We start from the raw sequence: 19,698 nt of genomic DNA on the forward strand, positions 1-19,698 counted from the left end.
TCGGCGGGAACGACGGATGGTGCGCGCGATCAAGGGACAGTTCGCCGTCGTCCCGGCCGGATTGCTCCCCGGGGCGGCGGTGGGGCGAGAGGGCAGGGTGATGCGGGGCGCACCAGGTGGGTGCGCCCCGCAGTCCTTCTCAAGTTCCTGCTCGGTGTCGGTCAGCGGATGCCGGTGGCCTGACGTCGAGCGAGGAGGAGGGTGCTGATCCCGGCGAGGATGAGCAGGAGGAGTCCGCCGATCAGGGGGAGGGGGTTGCCTCCCGTGAGGGCGAGGGTTCCGCTGTCGGATCCGGTGCTTCCGCCGGCGACGGGGGTGGTGCTGCCGCCGGAGGGGGTGCTGGTGCCGGGGGTGGTGTCAACCGGGGTCACCGGGGTGACGGGGGTCGAGGGAACCGTCGGGTCCGTCGGGTCGACCGGGTTGGTCGGAGTCGTCGGGTCCGTGGGGTCGGTCGGGTCCGTGGGGTCGACCGGATCGGTCGGGTCCGTGGGGTCCGTCGGGTCCGTGGGGTCCGTCGGGTCCGTCGGGTCGACCGGGTCGGTCGGGTCGGTCGGGTCCGTCGGGTCCACCGGGTCGGTCGGGTCGATGGTGCTGTCGGTGGTGGTGCAGTCACCGATCACGCAGACGCCGTTGCCGCCCACGATAACGGGGAGGTCGACGACGGGGATGATCTGGTTCCCGCCCCCGATGCTCCCTTCGCCGTCGGTGGTCGGGTCGCCGCCGGTGCCACCGGGGGCGGTGACGATGGTCGATCCGCCGGTCTCGGAGTCGCCGATGCCGGAGACGCCGTTGCCGCCGATGATCACCGGGAGGGTGATGATCGGGGTGACCTGGTTGCCGCCGGCGACGCTGTCGCTGCCGTCGGTGGTGGCGCCGTCACCGGTGCCGGTGCCGTTGCCGGCGTCGGTGGTGATGTCGGATCCGTCGGTGCTGGAGTCTCCGATGCCGGAGACGCCGTTGCCGCCGATGATCACCGGGAGGGTGATGATCGGGGTGACCTGGTTGCCGCCGGCGACGCTGTCGCTGCCGTCGGTGGTGGCGCCGTCACCGGTGCCGGTGCCGCCGCCGTTGCCGGCGTCGGTGGTGATGTCGGATCCGTCGGTGCTGGAGTCTCCGATGACGGAGATGCCGTTGCCGCCGATGGTGACCGGGAGGGTGACGACGGGGTTGACCTGGTTGCCGCCCGCGACGCCGTCCTCGCCGGTGGTGGTGCCACCCGTGGATCCGGTGCCCGCGGTGCCGGTGCCGGGGGTGCCGGCGTCGGTGGTGATGTCGGAGCCGTCGGACTCGGAGTCGCCGATCACGCTGATGGCGTTGCCGCCGATCGTGACCGGGGCACTCACGTCGATCGGGAGCTGGTTGCCCCCGGCGACGCCGTCCTCACCGGACGTGCTGCCGGTGGCGGGAGCACCCGATCCGGTCGTGGTGCCGTTCTCCGAACCGGACGAGCTCGAGTCGCCGATCACCGAGACACCGTTGCCGCCGATCGTGATGGGGGCGTCGATGTCGATGGGGAGCTGGTTGCCCCCGGCGACGCTGTCCTCACCGGTGGTCGAGCCGCCGGTGCTGCCGGTGCCCGTTCCGGTGCCTGCGGTGTTGTCGGATCCGGTGGACTCGGAGTCGCCGATCACGCTGATGCCGTTGCCGCCGATCGTGATCGGGATGTCGACATCGACCACGCCCTGGTTGCCACCGAGCAGCGAGTCGCTGCCGTCGGTGGTCGGAGCCGGTGCCTCGGGCTCTGCCGGTGCCGGCTCCGGGGCCGGGGCCGACGGGTTGGGCACGATGACCGGACCGGGCTCGTACACGGGCTCAGCCGGGGCAGGCTCCGGTGCGGGCGCCTCCTCGACCGGCGCCTCCACCACGGGGGCGGCCGGCTCGGGGGCAGGTGCAACGGGTGCGACCGAGCTGCCGTCGGAGGTGCTGTCTCCGATGACGGAGATGCCGTTGCCGCCGATGTCGATCGGGAGGTCGATCTGGATCAGGGCCTGGTTTCCGGAGGCCGCGCCGTCGGAGCCGTCCGTGCCGGCTGCGTTCGCGACTCCCGCCCCGACGGCGCAGAGGCCACCGGTGATGAGGACTGTGAGCAGCCCTCTCGAGACGTACTTGTTCATGAGGATGTTCTCCAAACTGGTGAGTAGGTGTGCGCCGAAGGCCCGCGGAGATCGCGGGGGCGCGAGGGTCCGTCTCCCTGCCACCACGACCGGAGGGCGGTCGGGGCAGGGTCGGAACCTACTCAGTCAGGAGAGGTGTCGGTGTCGTGCACCGGCGACGACGGGAGGTCGTCGTCGGCCGCGATACCGGAGAGGATGACGCTCACCGCGGGCCCGAGGCCCGCAGCGGAGAACTCGGCGCCCACGGGGGTGCCCGCGCCCGCCGCACCGGCGCTGCCGGCTCCCGAGGACGACGACGGCAGAGGCGCGACGTCGCCGCCGAGCCCGCCCGGTGAGAACGGGGAACTGCCGCCACCGGGGGCCGAAGGTGTTCCGGAGGCACCCGGTGCAGTCGCAGCTGGCGCTGCCGTGGGAGCATCGATGGACGTGCCGGCGGGGGCCGGCGCGGAGGTGGAGAAAAGCGCGAGGGACGCGGCCAGGGCCGATCCGCTGATCGCCGGAGACGCGACGACCGAGCCGCCGGCGAGGCCCGTAGGAAGGGCGGAGAAACCGGGGAGATCGGCGTCGATGCCGAGGCCGGAGCCATCGGTGCCGGGGGTGCCGGGGTCTCCGGGAACGACCGGGATGCTCGGGAATCCGGGGATCTGGCCGCCGTCGGCGGGAGCATCCACGACCGGGGCGACGACCCCGTCGACCGCCGGGAGAACAGCTCCGGAGACACCCTCGAGGGCGCCGTCCACGGTGCCGGCGACCGGTGCGGTGACGGTGCCGACCGGCGCCGACCCGACGACTTCGGGAACGACCGGCAGGGCCGCGACGACTCCGTCGACGGCCTCGGCGACCGGCGTCACCACCGACTCGACGGGCGCAGAATCCACCACGTCGGAGACGGCCTGGGTGACCTCGGGGACGACCTCCACGACCTCGGCCACGGGAGCCTCGACCGGCTCAGGGAGCGCTTCGACGACGGGCTCGACGACCGGCGTCACGACGTTCTCCGTGACGCCCGACACGACCCGGTCGACGACGTCCGTGACCGACCCGAGCGCGGGATCCACCGACGACACCGTCGACCCGACGCCCTCGAGCACGCCGCCGAGCAGCGGATCGCCCTCGGCGGCAGAGGCCGGCGAACCACCGAAGACGGCGCCCGCCACCAGGAGCCCGGCGGCGACGCCGACGGCTCCCAGGCCGATGCGCAGGAAACGGCCCGAGCGCGTGCGAGCGGGTTCGATCTGGTCGTCGTTCGTCATTGCGTCCACGGGGCGTCACCTCCTTCTTCGGATAGTTACGTCCACACCACTCCTCGACACCTGTCGCGTCAAGGCCCGCGCCTCCACGTTCCGCGGAGCTTCAGTAGTCCCTCAGTAGTTTGCTCAGTAGTGAGAACCCACTCGCCTGACGCACTGGAGGTGGGCCACCATCGGCATGAAGCGGGCACGAAAAAGAGGAGCCACCCCGAAGGGCGACTCCTCTTAATACTCGTGCGACTACGCGATCAGGTAGTCGTGCAGCGACTCGTCGCGGAGCATGCCGAGCGCACGACGCTGGATCTGTCGGGCCCGCTCACGCGAGACCCCGAGCACGTCGCCGATCTGGTCGAACGACATGGGGTCTTCACCATCGAGGCCGAACCGCATGCACACGACGCGCGCCTCGCGCGGAGGCAGGGTGGCGAGCGCCACCGACAGGTCATGGTGCTGCAGCGACGCCGCAGCGGCATCGAAGGGCTGGGCCTGCGTGGTGTCCTCGATCAGGTCGCCGAGCTCGGCGTCGTCGTCTCCGACGGGCGTGTGGATCGACACCGTGTCGCGACCGTGGCGGATGAGCTCCTGCACCTTCTGCGGCGGCAGGTCGACGGCGGAGGCCACCTCGTCGATCGTGGCCTCGCGGCCGAGCTCGATCATGAGCCGGCGCTGCATGCGCGTGATCGCCGAGATCTTCTCCGACGTGTGCACGGGGATGCGGATGATGCGCCCGCTGTCGGCGAGGGCGCGGTTGATCGACTGCTTGATCCACCACGAGCCGTAGGTGGAGAACTTGAAGCCGGCCTGGTAGTCGAACTTCTCGACCGCACGCACGAGGCCGATGTTGCCCTCCTGGATCAGGTCGAGGAAGGGCAGCCCGCGCTCGAGGTAGCGCTTGGCGATGGAGACGACGAGACGGAGGTTGGCCTGGATGAGCTGGCGCTTGGCAGCCTGTCCATCGCGGGCGAGCCACTGCAGCTCGCGCTTGAGCGTGGCATCCATGAGGGGGGTCTCCGACAGCTTCTCGTCGGCGAGCACGCCCACCTCGATGCGCCGGCCGAGGTCGACCTCGTCTTCGGCGGTGAGCAGGGGGGTGCGGCCGATCTGGCGGAGGTAGTCCTTCACCGGGTCCTCGGAGGCGCCGCGGATGTCGGTCAGACGCGCCTGGGGCTCGGCGTCGTCGATCTCAGGGGCTGTCGTGACTGCTGTGCGTGACATGTCATCTCCGTATCTGCATCGAATGCTGCACTGGTGTGAAACCGTTCGACCATCAGGTCGTATCGGCAGGTTAGCCTCGCAACCGACGTCCCCCCTAATGGGGGTTCGGGGGGTTGACAAGGGACGTCTCGACCCACTAGTACCTAGTTCATCTAACATCTTGTCAGCCTTACTCCTTCGATTTCAAGAGATTCTTCCCGGCGATCTTCCCCGGATTCCCGCGGATAGACTGGGTTCGGGGAACGACGGATGGCAGGGCGAATGAGCGACAGGATCACGCGGGTCGCCCGCGGACTCGTCGCCGCGACCGTCGCCGTCTTCGCTGCGGCCTTCTCCCACGTCGTCGCCGGGGGAGGTGCGCCGGGAGCGCCGGGCTTCGCCCTCGCCGCCGCCTTCGCGGTGCTCGTCTGCGTCGCGCTCGCGGGTCGACGGCTCCGGATGCTCACTCTCGCGGTGTCGATCCTGAGCAGCCAGTTCGTCTTCCACCTGCTGTTCGAGGTGGGCGGGGGAGCGGCCGCGTCGGCATCGGCACCCGGCGGCCTCCACGCGGCTCACGCGGGGCATGCAGGCCTCGACGGCTACGGCGCCCTCGCCGCTCAGCTGGGCGCGTCGGTGGCGGATGCGTCGGGTGCGGCCGGCCACGGGCATCCGGCGTTCGTGATGTGGGCCTCACACGCCGTGGCCGCCATCGTCACGATCGTCGCCCTGCGCCGCGGCGAGCAGACGATCGCGCGGTTGCGCGAGCTCGGCCGCACGACGCCGGGCACGCCCGGCATCGGCCTCCTCCGTCCTGGCCGCGCCCTCGCTCGCGCCTTCGCCGCCGTGATCGGTCGCGCTCGCATCGCCGGGCTCGCGCAGAGCCCCGCCCGCCCGGCCGGACACGTGCGGCCCATGGTGGCCGAGGCCCCGGACCTCCTCCGAGACCTGCTGGTGGTGGCGGGGAGCCTTCGCCACCGCGGCCCGCCGCGCTCACCGCGCGCGCTTCTCGCCCACCCCGCCTGACCGGCCGGATCCTCCGCCCTGGTCCTCGAGGGGTGCGCCGCGCGCTCCCGCTCGATTCCCGCACGGCGACCGTCGTGCGGTGACCAGATCTCGAAGGACCCATCATGACCAAGCAATCCCGCGCGCGCCTCGGAACCGTCGGCGCCGCATCCGCTCTTCTCACCGCCGCCGTCGTGCTGGCGGCGCCCCTCGCCGCGAGCGCGCACGTGCATGTCGACCCGGCGACCGCCGTGGCCGGCGGCTACGCCACCCTCACCTTCAAGGTGCCCAACGAATCGGAGACCGCGAGCACGAACCGCATCGAGGTCGACCTGCCCACCGACACCCCCTTCACGAGCGTGAGCTACCAGCCCGTGCCCGGCTGGAGCGCCGAGGTGATCGAGGGGCCCCTGCCCGAGCCCATCACGGTCGGCGACGCGACGCTCACCACAGCACCGCTCTCGGTGGTGTGGACCGCCGACGACGGGGTGGGGATCGTGGACGGGCAGTTCCAGGAGTTCCCGATCTCGGTCGGGCCCGTGCCCGACACCGACGACGTGGTGCTGCCGGCGCACCAGGGCTACACCGATGGCTCGGTGGTCGACTGGGCGGATGCCCCGCTCGAGTCGGGTGAGGAGCCGGAGCACCCGGCGCCCGTGCTCGTGATCGATCGGAGTGCGGATGAGGCAGCCGGACACGGCGCGCACGGCGGAGGCGCTGACGCGGCGGCCGACACGGCTGGCGGCGGGGGCGACGTCACGGCGACGGCGGCCGCCGCCTCCGAGGGGCCGGACCCCCTCTCGCTCGGGCTCGGGATCGGCGGGTTCGGACTCGGTGCGATCGCGCTCGTGGTGGCGGTCGTCGCGCTGCTGCGCCGTCCCGCCGACGAGCAGTCGCGCACGGAGGTGAACGCATGACCGCGCTGCGACGAGCACTGGCCGGCGTGACCGCCGCGACGGTCGTGGTCGCAGGCTTGCTCCTCGGGGGAGTCGTCGGAGCGGGCAGCGCCTCGGCCCACGACTACCTCGTGTCGACGGCCCCCGCCGCCGACACGACCGTCACCGAGCCGCTCACGCAGGTGGTGCTCGGGTTCAACGAGCCGCCACTGACCGACTTCGCCTCGGCGATCGCCATCGAGGTGCGGGATGCGGCGGGGGCGAACATCGTGACCGATCCGGTCTCGATCGTCGACAGCACCCTCACGGTGTCGGTGGCGCCGACGGCCCAGGGCGAGTACACGGTGCTGTGGCAGACCGTCTCCTCCGACGGGCATCCGGTGTCGGGGGAGTACGGGTTCACCTACGCGGGGCCCGTGGCTGAGCCGACGCCCACGGCCACGCCTGGCGCCGGCGAGGATCCCACGTCGGCACCCACGCCGCCCGCGTCTGCGGAGCCGGATGAGACCGCCACGGCCTCGCCCGACGCATCCGGAACCATCGCCGAGAGCGGCGACTCCGGAGCCCTCGTCTGGGTCGGGCTCGGCGGCGCGTTGATCGTGCTGGCGATCGCCGGCGGGGTGGTGGCCCTCGTCACCAGGCACCGCAGGGCCGCCTGACGACCGGCTGAAGGGAGCGCCGCCGCTCGACCCGTGTGGTCGGCGGTGGCGCTCCTCGGTCGTCAGCGACCCGCATCCACCTTCGAGCGCACCGGGATGAGCAGCAGCAGCCCCACGAGCAGCACGAGCACGATGCCGAGGATGCCCCAGTACTGCACGTTCACCCCGGGGCCGGCGATCGCGGCGCCGATGCCGATGAAGATCGTGAACATGGCGGGCGAGAGGAACGTGGCCGCCTTGCCGGTGGTGGCGTAGAGGCCGAAGATCTCGCCGTCGCGCCCCTCGGGGATGCGCCGGGCGAGGAACGAGCGGCTCGCCGACTGCGCGGGGCCGACGAACGCACAGAGCGCGAGGCCGAAGATCCAGAAGACGGTCTGCCCGCCGTCGTGCAGGAAGAACACGGCCGATCCGCAGATGACGAGCCCCACGAGGGCCGTGACGATCACGGGCTTGGCGCCGAACCGGTCGTCGAGAAGGCCCACCACGATGGTCGAGGCCCCCGCCACGATATTGGCGGCGATGGCGAAGATGATGACCTCGCCCGAGGAGAAGCCGAACGATCCGGCCGCGAGGACCCCGCCGAAGGTGAACACGCCCGTGAGGCCGTCGCGGAAGACGGCGCTCGCGAGCAGGAAGTAGACGGTCTGGCGGCTCTCGCGGTAGAGCGTGCGGATGTCGCGGAACAGGATGCGGTACGACTCGGCGAAGCTCACCCGCCCGGCGGCCGGCGCCGGGTTCTCGAGCGTGCCCACGGCCTTCGGCGAGCTGTACTCGGGCACGGAGAGCAGCACGGGCAATGCGAACAGCCCGAACCAGATGGCGGAGACGAGCACGGTGACGCGGATCGGATAGCCGTCGGTGTCGGGCACGCCGAACAGGGCGCTGCCGCCGATCGGCTCGATGAACCCGAAGTAGACGAACAGCAGCAGCACGATGCCGCCGACGTAGCCCATGCCCCAGCCGAAGCCCGAGACCTTGCCGATGGTCGCGCGGGTCGACACCTGGCGGATCATGGCGTTGTAGTTGACGCCGGCGAACTCGAAGAACACGGTGCCGACGGCGAGCAGCAGGAGGCCGAGCCAGAGGTAGGAGGGGTCCGGCGCCACGAAGAACATCAGCGCCGAGAGCAGCACGACGATGTAGGTGTTGACGCCGAGCCAGAGCTTGCGCCGGCCGCGCCGGTCGGAGCGCTGGCCCGTGACGGGGGCGAGCAGGGCCACGAGCACGCCCGCGATGGTCATGGCGATTCCGAGCTGGGCCGACACCGCGGTCTCGCCGCCGAACGCGTCGCTCGTGAGATAGACCGTGAAGACGAACGTGGTGATGACGGCGTTGAAGGAGGCCGACCCCCAGTCCCACAGCCCCCAGGCCAGCACGTGACTCCGCTTGGGGGCCGGGCCCTCCGCGGCGCCGGCGGGGGCGGAGGTGGAGGGGGTGGGCGTGCCGTCGGTCATGGAGTCACAGTAATGCCGGGCGGTGAACAATCGGGGTCCTAGGGAGTCCATAGTCCGGTCGAAGCGTGCGCACGGACGAGGCGGGTGGGATGGGCTCATGACCTCGAAGACCTTCCGCCGCCGCACCGGCGTCGTCGCGTGCCTGTCCGCCTTCACCGTCGCGAGCGCGCTCGTCGTGGGAGCCGCCGCCTACGCCGTGGGGCAGTCGGAGGCGACCGCCTCCTCCTCCGCGCCTGCTGCCTCCCCCGCTGCTGCCTCCGCCTCTGGCGCCGTGTCCCTCCGCCCGCACTCGCAGGTGCCGCTGGATCCATACGCCTACCACTCGTACGATCCGCACGCGCAGGGGTCCACGGCATCCGGAACCGCCACGATCGACGCCGTGGCCGCGAGCGCCGAGCAGACCACCGGGGTCGTGACCATCGTCTCCGATCTCGCCTACGAGGGCGCGCAGTCGGCGGGCAGCGGGATCGTGCTCACGAGCGACGGCCTCATCCTCACCAACAACCACGTGATCGAGGGCTCGACGGGCATCGAGGTGACGGATGAGCTCACCGGCGCCGTCTACAGCGCCACCGTGGTGGGCACCGACGCCACGCACGACATAGCCGTGCTGCAGCTCGACGGCGCGAGCGGGCTCGAGACGGCCGCGCTCGCGACCGGGGACGACGACGGCACAGCGGGCGTGGGCGTGGGCGACACCGTCACCGCGGTCGGCAACGCCGAGGGCACGGGCGACCTCGTGGCCGCCACCGGCACCGTGACCGCGCTCGAGCAGTCCATCACCACACAGAGCGAGACCGGCGCCCCGGGCGAGAGCCTCACCGGTCTCATCCAGGTCGACGCCGACATCGTCTCGGGCGACTCGGGCGGCCCCTTGGTGAACACGGCCGGCGAGGTCGTGGGCATCGACACGGCCGCGTCGTCCGGCACCGCCGACATCACGGGCTTCGCCATCCCGATCGAGGACGCGCTCGACATCGTGGCGCAGATCGGCGCGGGTGCCGACACCGAGTTCATCGAGATCGGCTACCCGGGGTTCCTCGGGGTCGGGATCGGCGCGAGCAGTGGAGCAGCCGGTGCCGTCGTGGCCGGAGTCTACGAAGGCACCCCGGCAGAGGCGGCCGGCCTCGCCGCCGGAGACGTCATCACGGCCGTCGACGGTGTGCCGGTCTCGAGCGCCACCGAGCTCACCGCGAACCTGGGAACGCGGGAGCCCGGCGAGACGGTGACGCTGGAATGGACGACGGCCGCGGGAGCGGCCGCATCCGCCGCCGTGACGCTGATCGCCGGACCCGCCGCTTGAGCTAACTTGAGTCTCCGAGACTCAAGTTTTGCTGTGAGAACTTGACGCCGAACCGCAGTCGTGGAAAACTTGAGGTCACAAGGCTCAGGTCTTGGACGGACTTTACACAGACTCAGGCTTCAACAGGCTCAGGCAACGCAACAGAAGGAGACAGCCACTATGGCTCGTGCAGTAGGCATCGACCTCGGAACCACCAACTCGGTGGTGGCCGTGCTCGAGGGTGGAGAACCCACCGTCATCGCGAACGCGGAGGGCTTCCGCACCACCCCGTCGGTGGTCGCATTCACCAAGGACGGCGAGGTGCTCGTCGGCGAGACCGCCAAGCGCCAGGCCGTCACCAACGTCGACCGCACCATCTCGAGCGTGAAGCGCCACGTGGGCACCGACTGGAAGGCCGGCGTCGACGACAAGAAGTACACGCCGCAGGAGATCTCGGCCCGCATCCTCGCCAAGCTCAAGCGCGACGCGGAGTCGTACCTCGGCGACACGGTGACGGATGCCGTCATCACGGTCCCCGCCTACTTCAACGACTCCGAGCGCCAGGCCACCAAGGAGGCCGGTGAGATCGCGGGACTGAACGTGCTCCGCATCATCAACGAGCCCACCGCGGCGGCTCTCGCCTACGGCCTCGACAAGGGCAAGGAGGACGAGCTCATCCTCGTCTTCGACCTCGGTGGCGGAACATTCGACGTGTCGCTGCTCGAAGTGGGCAAGGACGACGACTTCTCCACCATCCAGGTGCGCTCCACCTCGGGCGACAACCGCCTCGGCGGCGACGACTGGGACCAGCGGATCGTGGACTACCTGATCAAGCAGTTCAAGGACACCACGGGTGTCGACGTCTCCAACGACAAGATCGCCAAGCAGCGCCTCAAGGAGGCGGCGGAGCAGGCCAAGAAGGAGCTCTCCTCCGGCATGTCGGCCAGCATCACGCTGCCCTACCTCTCGCTCACCGAGAACGGCCCCGCCAACCTCGACGTGACCCTCTCGCGCGCCAAGTTCGAGGAGCTCACGAGTGACCTGCTCGCCCGCACCGAGAAGCCCTTCAAAGACGTGATCGCCGAGGCCGGCGTGAAGGTCGACGACATCGCTCATGTGGTGCTCGTGGGTGGATCGACCCGCATGCCCGCTGTCGTCGAGCTCGTCAAGAAGCTCACCGGCGGCAAGGAGCCCAACAAGGGCGTGAACCCGGACGAGGTCGTCGCCGTGGGCGCCGCCCTGCAGGCCGGTGTGCTGCGCGGTGAGCGCAAGGACGTGCTGCTCATCGACGTCACCCCCCTCTCCCTCGGCATCGAGACCAAGGGCGGGATCATGACCAAGCTGATCGAGCGCAACACGGCCATCCCCACCAAGCGGAGCGAGACCTTCACGACCGCCGACGACAACCAGCCGTCGGTCGCCATCCAGGTCTTCCAGGGCGAGCGCGAGTTCACCCGCGACAACAAGAACCTCGGAACCTTCGAGCTCACCGGCATCGCCCCGGCGCCGCGAGGCATCCCGCAGGTCGAGGTCACCTTCGACATCGACGCCAACGGCATCGTGCACGTGTCCGCCAAGGACAAGGGCACCGGCAAGGAGCAGTCGATGACCATCACCGGCGGCTCGTCGCTGGCCAAGGAGGACATCGACCGCATGGTGCGCGAGGCCGAGGAGCACGCCGCCGAGGACAAGGCGCGCCGCGAGGCCGCCGAGGTGCGCAACCAGGCCGAGACGCTCGCGTACTCGACCGACAAGCTCATCAAGGACAACGCCGACAAGCTGCCCGAGGATGTCAAGACCGAGGTCCAGGCCGACGTCGACGCCCTCAAGACCGCTCTCGCGGGCGAGGACGACGTGGCCGTGAAGACCGCGTTCGACAAGCTCAACGAGAGCCAGCAGAAGCTCGGCCAGGCCATCTACTCCTCCGCCCAGGCCGACGCCTCCGCCCCCGCGGGCGAGGGTGAGCCCACCGAGTCGTCGTCGAAGGACGAGGACGACGTGGTCGACGCCGAGGTCGTGGAAGACGACGACGAGCCGAAGGACAAGTAACCCATGACTGACGACAAGGACACCGGTCGTCAGCCTGATGACGAATCGGGCGCCTCTTCAGAAGAGACGCCCGATTCGGGGTTCATCGAGGCTGAAGGACCAGACGTGGAGACCTCGCTGACCGACGCCGACCTCTCGTTCCTCTCGGGACAGAGCTCGGCCGACGAACTGGCCGCCGAGCGGCTGGCCGACCTGCAGCGGGTCACGGCCGAGTACGCCAACTACCGCAAGCGCACCGAGGCGAACCGCGAGGTCGACAAGGAGCGTGCCGTGGGCGAGGTCGTGAAGGTGCTGCTCCCGGTGCTCGACGACCTCGACCGGGCGGCCAAGCACGGCGACCTCGAGGAGGGCGGCCCGTTCACGGCCATCGCCGCGAAGCTGCGTTCCGGTGTCGAGCGCGTGGGGCTCAAGCCCTTCGCGGCGCCCGGCGAGGAGTTCGACCCTCAGATCCACGAGGCGATCTTCCAGCAGCCTTCCGACGACGTCACCGCGCCCGTGATCGCCGATGTGGTGGAGTCGGGGTACTACCTCGGCTCGTCGCTGCTGCGCGCCGCGAAGGTCGTGGTGGCGGTGCCCAATGGCTAGCCAGGACTGGTTCGACAAGGACTTCTACAAGGTTCTCGGGGTGTCGAAAGACATCTCGGACGCCGAGCTGAAGAAGGCGTACCGCAAGCTCGCCCGGCAGTACCACCCCGATTCCAATCAGGGTGATGCCAAGGCGGAGGCGAAGTTCAAGGAGATCAGCGAGGCCTACTCGGTGCTCTCCGACGCCGAGCAGCGCAAGGAGTACGACCAGATCCGCGCGATGGGCTCCGGTGCCCGCTTCACGGCGGGTGGGGGAGGCCAGTCCGGCGGCTTCGAGGACGTCTTCGGCGGCATGTTCGGCGGAGGCGGAGGCGGAGGCGGCCGCTCGCAGGGCTACAGCTACCAGCAGGCGCCCGGCGGCTTCGACGACATCCTCGGCGGCATGTTCGGCGGTGCCCGTGGCGGGCGTGCGGGCTTCGGCGCGTACGGACCGACCCCGGGGCGGGATGTCACGGCTCGCACGACCATCGACTTCATCACCGCGGTCAAGGGCGACACCATCAAGCTGCAGACGGCGGATGGCAAGCCGATCACGGTGAAGATCCCGGCGGGCGTGGCCGACCAGCAGAAGATCAAGCTGCGCGGCAAGGGCGAGCCCTCGCCCGACGGCGGTGAGCCGGGCGACATCGTGCTCACGGTGTCGGTGCGGAAGCATCCGGTGTTCGAGCGCGACGGGTTGAACCTCCGCGTGAACGTGCCGGTGACCTTCGTGGAGGCCACCCTCGGTGCCACCATCGAGGTGCCGACGCTCGGCGGCAGTCCCGTGAAGCTCAAGGTCGCACCGGGCACCCCGTCGGGGCGCGTGCTGCGGGTCAAAGGCCGCGGGGTCGAGACGGCCAAGGGCAAGGGCGATCTGCTCGCCGTGGTGCAGGTGGCGGTTCCCGCCCACCTGTCGGCGGCGCAGCGCGAGGCGCTCGAGGCGTTCCACGCCGTGGAGCCGGCCGAGAACCCGCGCACCGAGCTGCTCGCCAAGGCGCGCGACTAGCACGCCACGTCGGGGGTGGGAGACGCCACTACTGTCAAGTCAGAGAGCGGAGGATGATCGTGAACGAGGTCGACGAGAACTCTCCGCTGTTCGCCATCGCGGTGGCGGCGGAGCTGGCGGGGATGCACCCGCAGACCCTCCGGCAGTACGACAAGCTCGGCCTCGTGCGGCCCACCCGCACGGCCGGCAAGTCGCGCCGCTACTCGATGCGCGACGTCGTGCAGCTGCGGGAGGTCGCGCGACTGTCCTCCGAGGGGGTCTCCCTCGAGGGCATCGCGCGCATCCTCCAGCTGGAGAACGAGGTGGCCTCCCTCTCGGCCCGCGTGCGCGAACTCGAAGGCGCACTCGCCGACGAGCTGCTCAACCGCCCGGGCCGGCGCGTCTTCGCCGCGGGCGTGGAGGGCGAGGTCATCTCGCTCAAACACGGCACCCGCACCCAGCGCCGCACCGAGCTCGTCATCTGGAAGCCGCTCACCGACCGCTGACGTTGACGGGCGCTCGTTCTCACGCGAAAGTGTGTGGATGAGTATTGCTCGCTTTCCCTACGACCGCCCGGTGAGCGACGCCCGGGCCGCCCTGCTCGCCGGCGCCGCGCAGGGCGCACTGCTCTCCTCCGCCTGGGCGGTGGTGGGCTGGTTCTTCATCGGGCCCGAGCTCTACTCCCTGCTCGGCCTGGTCGCCGTGGTCGCCGCGATGCCCCTCGCGGCCGTGGCCGCGTGGGGCGGCGGCTACGCGGTGCTCCGCGGCTGCCGCGTGGCCAGGCCCGCGGACCTCTCCTGGTGGACCCTCGGAGGCACCGCCGTTCTCGGAGGCCTCATCGCGCTCGTCGCCGGGGTCCTGGCCTTTCTGCTCTCGATCTTCACGGTGGTCGTCCTATGGACGGGCGACCGCATCGAGCCCATCGTGATCGGCGCCGTCACGGCGACCTCGGTCGCGACCGTCCTGATCGGGATGATCGTGTCCCTGAGCGCGTCCCGTGCTCTTCGCCCGAGGCTTCCCGCCCCCCTGCTCTGACCCGCGGTGGCAGCGCGTACGGTTGAGGTGTGACCGACTTCTCCTTCGAGGCCCTGCGCCGGTATCCCGATGTCGAAGCCGACAACCTGTTCGCCTCGGATGCGAGCGACCGGCTGATCCTCGACAGCGCGGCCGACGACCTCGAGGCCACGGCCGACGAGCCCGGCCGGGTCGTCGTGATCGGCGACCACTACGGCGCCCTCACCCTGGGCGCCGCGGCCGTGCTCGACCTGCACGGGATCCGGGTGCACCAGGATCCGCTCGCCGGAGAGCTCGCGCTCGCCGCCAACGCGCGCCGAGCCGCCGGCGTCGACCTCAGCGGTCGCTACCGAAGCCTCCCGCTCGGGCGGGAGCTGCTCGAGGGCGCCACCGTGGTGCTGCTCCAGCTGCCGCGGAGCCTCGCCGAGCTCGACGACATCGCGCGTGCGGTGGCCGCGCACGCGCATCCCGAGGTCGTGGTCTACGCCGGGGGGCGGGTCAAGCACATGACGACGGCCATGAACGAGGTGCTCGAGGCCTCGTTCACCTCGGTCACGGCCTCGCTCGCCCGCCAGAAGTCGCGCGTGCTCGTGGCCACGGGACGACGCGACGATGTGGCACCGGCCGCCGTGCGACGCGAGCGGCACGACGACGCCGGGCTCTGGGTGGCGGCCGTCGGCGGCGCCTTCGCGGGCACCCGGATCGACATCGGCACCCGTCTGCTGCTCGACCACCTCGACGCCGTGGCGCCTCGGGCGGGCACCGTGGTCGACCTCGGCTGCGGCACGGGCGTGCTCGCAGCCTCGATGGCCCTGCGGCGACCCGCGCTTCGAGTGCTGGCCTCCGACCAGTCCGCGTCGGCGGTGGCCTCGGCCGTCGCGACCATGGAGGCCAACGGGCTCGGCGCATCCGGTGTCTCCGGTTTCGGGGCCGGAGCTGCGCGCCCGGGTGGCCCCGTGGAGGTCGTGCGCGACGACGCTCTGAGCACGTTCGGCGACGCGAGCGCCGATGCCGTGCTCCTCAATCCGCCGTTCCACGTGGGGTCGACGGTGCACGCCGGCATCGCCCTCAAGCTCTTCGAGGCGGCCGGCCGGGTGCTCGTGCCCGGGGGCGAGCTGTGGACCGTGTTCAACTCCCACCTCGCTTACCGCGCCGCACTGCAGCGGGCGATCGGGCCGACCCGTCAGGTCGACCGCAACGCCAAGTTCACGCTCATGGTGTCGACGAAGCGCTGAACCCCGCGGCCGGTGACGCCTGGGCGGATGCCGACCGAGCGGATCGTGCTGCCCGTGACAGCACGAGGGCTCTCCCGGATCGGCTTCGGGCGTAGAACGCCTCGGCCAGGAGGAGCACGCCCGCGACGCCCACGAGCGAGGTCGCGATGACGGCGCTCGGGATGAGTCGCCCGCCGTCCATGCGCTGCACGAGGTCGAGCGGCTCGGCGAGACCGATGAGCATGAAGAACGCCGTGCTGTAGACGGCGAGACGGATGCGGCGGATGCCGTCGAGACCCGCGAGCGCGAGGAACGCGAGCAGCCACAGCGCGTACCACGGGTGGATGACGGGTGAGGCGAGGGTGATCGCGGCGAAGCAGATGAACAGGAGCCAGAGCGGGTCGATCCCGCGACGAGCGATCAGCGCGGCGGCGGCCACGGCGCATCCGGCCGCGAGGAGCGCGATCTTCACGACCGTCTGCACGATCTCGCCGTCGACGCCCACGGCGTTGGCGAAACCGCCGAGGGTGACGCCGAGGATGTTCGCGGGCGCGTACCAGGACGAGATGGTGGCGGGGGTCGAGAGCGCGGCGATCCAGCCCACACCGACTCCCAGGGCGAAGCCGAGCACCGCGATGCCGCCGAGCGCGATGCCGGCGACGGCGGCCCAGCGGCCGAGGAGCGGGCCCCATGCGGGCAGGGTGGGGCGGGTGGAGCCGATGCGAGCCGTGCCGGTGCTGGTGCTGGTGCCGGTGCCGGAGCCGGACGCGCGCGTCGCGCGGGCTGCCCGCGTCGCATCCATCGCCCAGATGATGCCGACGATCGGCAGCGCGATCACGGCGATCGGCTTCACACCGATGGCGAGGGCGACGAGCACGGCGCCGAGCACCGGCCGGCGGTCGAGCGCGTAGAAGACGCCACCCGCGATGAGGCCGAGCATGAGGGAGTCGTTGTGACCCGCCACCACGAAGTTCATCAGCACGAGCGGGCTCGCGGTGACCAGCCACAGCACGACCGCCGCGTCGCGCCCTCGGCGGTTCGCGATCCGCCACGCGAAGTAGGCCAGGAGCGCGAGCCCCGCCACCGCGATGAGCCGGAAGGCGAAGACCCCGACCTCGCTCGGCAGGCCACCGGTGGTGACGGCCACGATCCGCTCGAGCCAGACGAAGACCGGGCCGTAGGGTGTTGGCGTGTCGGCCCACAGCGGATCGACCCCGATGCCGAACCAGCCCGGGATGCTCGAGACGCCGTTCTCGTAGGGGTTGAGGCCCGCGGCGACGAGGCGGCCCTGGGCGAGGTAGGCGAACATGTCGCGGCTGAAGAGGGGGAGGGAGAAGAGCAGGGGGAGGGTCCAGGCGGCGGCGGAGACGACGACCGGGGCGGTGCCGGTGCTCTCTGCCGGGCTGCTGCTGCGGAGACTGTCGGTGCCGACGCGGCGGCCGCGCCGCATCAGCTCGAAGCCGAGCGACAGCCACGCGGCGAGCAGCAGCACGGCGCCGCCCGCCACGAGCACGCCGCTCGCGATCACGGTGCTGCGCGCCCCGCGGAGGGCCGCCAGCGCGGCGATGTCATGCAGCACGGAGAGCGGGGCGATCCAGCCGACCCCGTAGGAGCCGAGAGTGATGGCGATCGCGCCCGCGATGCCGACGAGCAGGCGGATGCGGGGAGGGAACGGTGCCACGCTTCCAGAGGTACCACCCGAGTCTTAACGCCCGCCCAACACTGGTGGCACGTTCGCCGCTCTGCTAAACTTGAGTCAGATCAACTCAACTTTGAGATCCGCTCTCTCCGAGCGGCATCCGGCGAGACCAGGAAGAGGAACACACAGAGAATGGCGACCAACCAGGGAACCCCGAGCGGCGACGAGGCGAAGAGCGCCCTCGAGCAGTACGGCGTCAACCTGACGGAGATCGCGGCGAGCGGCAAGCTCGACCCGGTCATCGGCCGTGACGCCGAGATCCGCCGGATCAGCCAGGTGCTGACCCGCCGCACCAAGAACAACCCCGTGCTCATCGGCGAGCCGGGCGTGGGCAAGACCGCTGTGGTGGAGGGCCTGGCCCAGCGCATCGTGGCAGGAGACGTGGCCGACTCGCTGAAGGGCAAGCAGCTCGTCTCGCTCGACCTGGCCGCCCTCGTGGCGGGAGCGAAGTACCGCGGCGAGTTCGAGGAGCGCCTGAAGGCCGTGCTCAAGGAGATCAACGACGCCGACGGCCAGATCATCACGTTCATCGACGAGCTGCACACCCTCATGGGCGCGGGCGGCGGCGAGGGATCGGTCGCGGCCTCGAACATGCTGAAGCCCATGCTCGCGCGCGGAGAGCTCCGGCTCATCGGCGCGACCACGCTCGACGAGTACCGCGAGTTCATCGAGAAGGATGCGGCCATGGAGCGCCGATTCCAGCAGGTGTTCGTGGGCGAACCGTCGGTGGAGGACACGATCGCCATCCTCCGCGGCCTCAAGGAGCGCTACGAGGCGCACCACAAGGTCTCGATCGCCGACTCGGCGCTCGTCGCTGCAGCATCCCTGTCGAACCGCTACATCCCGGGTCGGCAGCTGCCTGACAAGGCGATCGACCTGATCGACGAGGCGGCGTCGCGCCTGCGCATGGAGATCGACTCGGCGCCCGTCGAGATCGACGAGCTGCGCCGCGGGGTCGACCGGCTGAAGCTCGAGGAGCTCGCGCTGAAGAAGGAGAAGGACGACGCGTCGAAGGAGCGGCTCGCCGCCCTCCGCGAGACGCTGGCGTCTCGCCAGGCGACGCTCGCCGAGCTGCAGGAGCGGTGGGACCGCGAGCGCGCCGCCCTCAACCGGGTGGGCGAGCTCAAGGAGAAGCTCGACAATGCGCGCATGCGCGCCGAGCGCGCCCAGCGCGAGGGCCAGCTGGAGAAGGCGTCGCGCCTGCTCTACGGCGAGATCCCGCTGCTCGAGCGCTCGCTCGCCGAGGCCGAGGCGGCCGAGGTGGCGGCCGAGGGCGTCGAGCGCATGGTCAACGACCAGGTGGGCTCGGATGACATCGCGGCCGTGATCGCGGCCTGGACCGGCATCCCCGTGGATCGTCTCACTCAGGGCGAGACAGAGAAGCTCCTGCACCTCGAGGGCGAGCTCGGGCGCCGGCTGATCGGCCAGAAGGCGGCCGTGCAGGCGGTGTCGGATGCGGTGCGCCGCTCCCGCGCGGGCATCTCGGAAGAGGGTCGCCCCACCGGTTCGTTCCTCTTCCTGGGGCCCACGGGTGTGGGCAAGACCGAGCTGGCCAAGGCGCTCGCCGAGTTCCTCTTCGACGACGAGAAGGCGCTCATCCGCATCGACATGTCCGAGTACGGCGAGAAGCACTCCGTGGCGCGGCTGCTCGGTGCCCCTCCCGGATACGTCGGCTACGAGTCGGGGGGGCAGCTCACCGAGGCCGTGCGGCGGCGGCCCTACTCGGTCGTGCTGCTCGACGAGGTCGAGAAGGCGCACCCCGAGGTGTTCGACGTACTGCTGCAGGTGCTCGACGACGGACGGCTCACCGACGGCCAGGGGCGCACGGTCGACTTCCGCAACACGCTGCTGATCCTGACGTCGAACCTGGGGTCGCAGTTCCTGGTCGACCCTTCCCTGACCCCGGCCGATCGGGAGACGCTCGTGCAGGCGGCGGTGCGACAGGCCTTCAAGCCCGAGTTCGTGAACCGGCTCGACGACATCGTGGTGTTCCAGGCGCTGACCGAAGAGGACCTGGCGCAGATCGTCTCGCTCTACGTCGACCGGCTGTCGCACCGTCTCGCCTCACGGCGGCTCTCGCTCGCGGTGACTCCGGATGCGCGCACCTGGCTCGCCGAGCGCGGCTACGACCCCATCTACGGGGCCCGGCCGCTGCGACGGCTCATGCAGAAGCAGATCGACGACCGGCTCGCGATGGCGCTGCTGGCCGGCGACGTGCGCGACGGCGACACGGTGCGGGTCGATGTGGCTCGTGGCGGCGACGCGCTCACGGTGGCGGCGGACTAGGGGCCGATGCTGTCGGCGGGCCGAGCGGCGGCTCGG

Annotated in this window: 16 protein-coding genes; 11 read left to right on the forward strand and 5 right to left on the reverse strand. The window is 70.8% G+C overall.

What is annotated here, in order from left to right; genetic code table 11:
- Positions 1-161: 161 nt before the first annotated feature.
- From N1028_RS04775 to N1028_RS04785, 3 genes are all read right to left on the reverse strand, one after another.
- Positions 162-2,114, reverse strand: a complete 1,953-nt coding sequence (locus tag N1028_RS04775) for a chaplin family protein (protein ID WP_259525675.1) — start codon at positions 2,112-2,114, stop codon at positions 162-164.
- Positions 2,115-2,236: 122 nt separating this feature from the next.
- Entirely contained in the window at positions 2,237-3,376 is a 1,140-nt protein-coding gene (locus N1028_RS04780) for a hypothetical protein (RefSeq protein ID WP_259525676.1), read from the reverse strand.
- A 228-nt stretch (positions 3,377-3,604) separates the two neighbouring features.
- Entirely contained in the window at positions 3,605-4,579 is a 975-nt protein-coding gene (locus tag N1028_RS04785) for a sigma-70 family RNA polymerase sigma factor (protein ID WP_259525678.1), read from the reverse strand.
- Positions 4,580-4,840: 261 nt separating this feature from the next.
- Between N1028_RS04785 and N1028_RS04790 the strand changes: the two genes are divergently transcribed.
- The 3 genes from N1028_RS04790 to N1028_RS04800 all read left to right on the forward strand — a co-directional run bounded on the left by N1028_RS04790 (position 4,841) and on the right by N1028_RS04800 (position 7,115).
- The gene (locus tag N1028_RS04790) at positions 4,841-5,581 is read left to right on the forward strand and encodes a hypothetical protein (RefSeq protein ID WP_259525679.1); all 741 of its coding nucleotides are present in this window, start codon (positions 4,841-4,843) and stop codon (positions 5,579-5,581) included.
- 104 nt (positions 5,582-5,685) lie between these two features.
- A complete protein-coding gene (locus N1028_RS04795) occupies positions 5,686-6,477 on the forward strand; it encodes a YcnI family copper-binding membrane protein (protein ID WP_259525680.1) in 792 nt (263 codons plus the stop codon).
- Positions 6,474-7,115, forward strand: coding sequence for a copper resistance CopC family protein (locus tag N1028_RS04800; RefSeq protein ID WP_259525681.1), 642 nt, complete (start codon positions 6,474-6,476; stop codon positions 7,113-7,115). Before N1028_RS04795 ends, N1028_RS04800 begins: the two co-directional genes overlap by 4 nt.
- A gap of 62 nt (positions 7,116-7,177) precedes the next feature.
- Here N1028_RS04800 and N1028_RS04805 read toward each other — a convergent pair whose 3' ends face one another.
- Complete coding sequence (locus N1028_RS04805; protein WP_259525682.1) at positions 7,178-8,569, reverse strand: MFS transporter; 1,392 nt, start codon at positions 8,567-8,569, stop codon at positions 7,178-7,180.
- A 97-nt stretch (positions 8,570-8,666) separates the two neighbouring features.
- Between N1028_RS04805 and N1028_RS04810 the strand changes: the two genes are divergently transcribed.
- From N1028_RS04810 to N1028_RS04840, 7 genes are all read left to right on the forward strand, one after another.
- The gene (locus N1028_RS04810) at positions 8,667-9,872 is read left to right on the forward strand and encodes a S1C family serine protease (protein WP_259525683.1); all 1,206 of its coding nucleotides are present in this window, start codon (positions 8,667-8,669) and stop codon (positions 9,870-9,872) included.
- A gap of 159 nt (positions 9,873-10,031) precedes the next feature.
- Positions 10,032-11,900 carry a molecular chaperone DnaK gene (dnaK, locus tag N1028_RS04815; protein ID WP_259525684.1) on the forward strand — a complete coding sequence of 623 codons (1,869 nt, stop codon included), beginning with the start codon at positions 10,032-10,034 and terminating at the stop codon, positions 11,898-11,900.
- A gap of 3 nt (positions 11,901-11,903) precedes the next feature.
- Positions 11,904-12,485 (forward strand): nucleotide exchange factor GrpE, encoded by a 582-nt coding sequence (locus N1028_RS04820; RefSeq protein ID WP_259525685.1) that lies wholly within the window; start codon positions 11,904-11,906, stop codon positions 12,483-12,485.
- The gene (locus N1028_RS04825; protein ID WP_259525686.1) at positions 12,478-13,470 is read left to right on the forward strand and encodes a DnaJ C-terminal domain-containing protein; all 993 of its coding nucleotides are present in this window, start codon (positions 12,478-12,480) and stop codon (positions 13,468-13,470) included. The genes N1028_RS04820 and N1028_RS04825 overlap by 8 nt, the downstream gene beginning before the upstream one ends.
- Positions 13,471-13,523: 53 nt before the next feature.
- Positions 13,524-13,955 carry a heat shock protein transcriptional repressor HspR gene (locus N1028_RS04830; RefSeq protein ID WP_259525687.1) on the forward strand — a complete coding sequence of 144 codons (432 nt, stop codon included), beginning with the start codon at positions 13,524-13,526 and terminating at the stop codon, positions 13,953-13,955.
- Positions 13,956-13,992: 37 nt separating this feature from the next.
- Positions 13,993-14,484, forward strand: a complete 492-nt coding sequence (locus N1028_RS04835; RefSeq protein ID WP_259525688.1) for a hypothetical protein — start codon at positions 13,993-13,995, stop codon at positions 14,482-14,484.
- 29 nt (positions 14,485-14,513) lie between these two features.
- A complete protein-coding gene (locus tag N1028_RS04840; protein WP_259525689.1) occupies positions 14,514-15,698 on the forward strand; it encodes a class I SAM-dependent methyltransferase in 1,185 nt (394 codons plus the stop codon).
- On the opposite strand, the gene mptB is transcribed toward N1028_RS04840, so the two are convergent.
- Positions 15,676-17,358, reverse strand: coding sequence for a polyprenol phosphomannose-dependent alpha 1,6 mannosyltransferase MptB (gene mptB / locus N1028_RS04845; protein WP_259525690.1), 1,683 nt, complete (start codon positions 17,356-17,358; stop codon positions 15,676-15,678). The genes N1028_RS04840 and mptB overlap by 23 nt on opposite strands.
- Before the next feature lie 150 nt (positions 17,359-17,508).
- Here mptB and N1028_RS04850 point away from each other — a divergent pair, with 150 nt between their 5' ends.
- Positions 17,509-19,662, forward strand: coding sequence for an ATP-dependent Clp protease ATP-binding subunit (locus N1028_RS04850; protein ID WP_259525691.1), 2,154 nt, complete (start codon positions 17,509-17,511; stop codon positions 19,660-19,662).
- The last annotated feature ends 36 nt before the right edge of the window (positions 19,663-19,698 follow it).

This window comes from Herbiconiux oxytropis, from assembly GCF_024979315.1.
Lineage (GTDB): Bacteria > Actinomycetota > Actinomycetes > Actinomycetales > Microbacteriaceae > Herbiconiux > Herbiconiux oxytropis.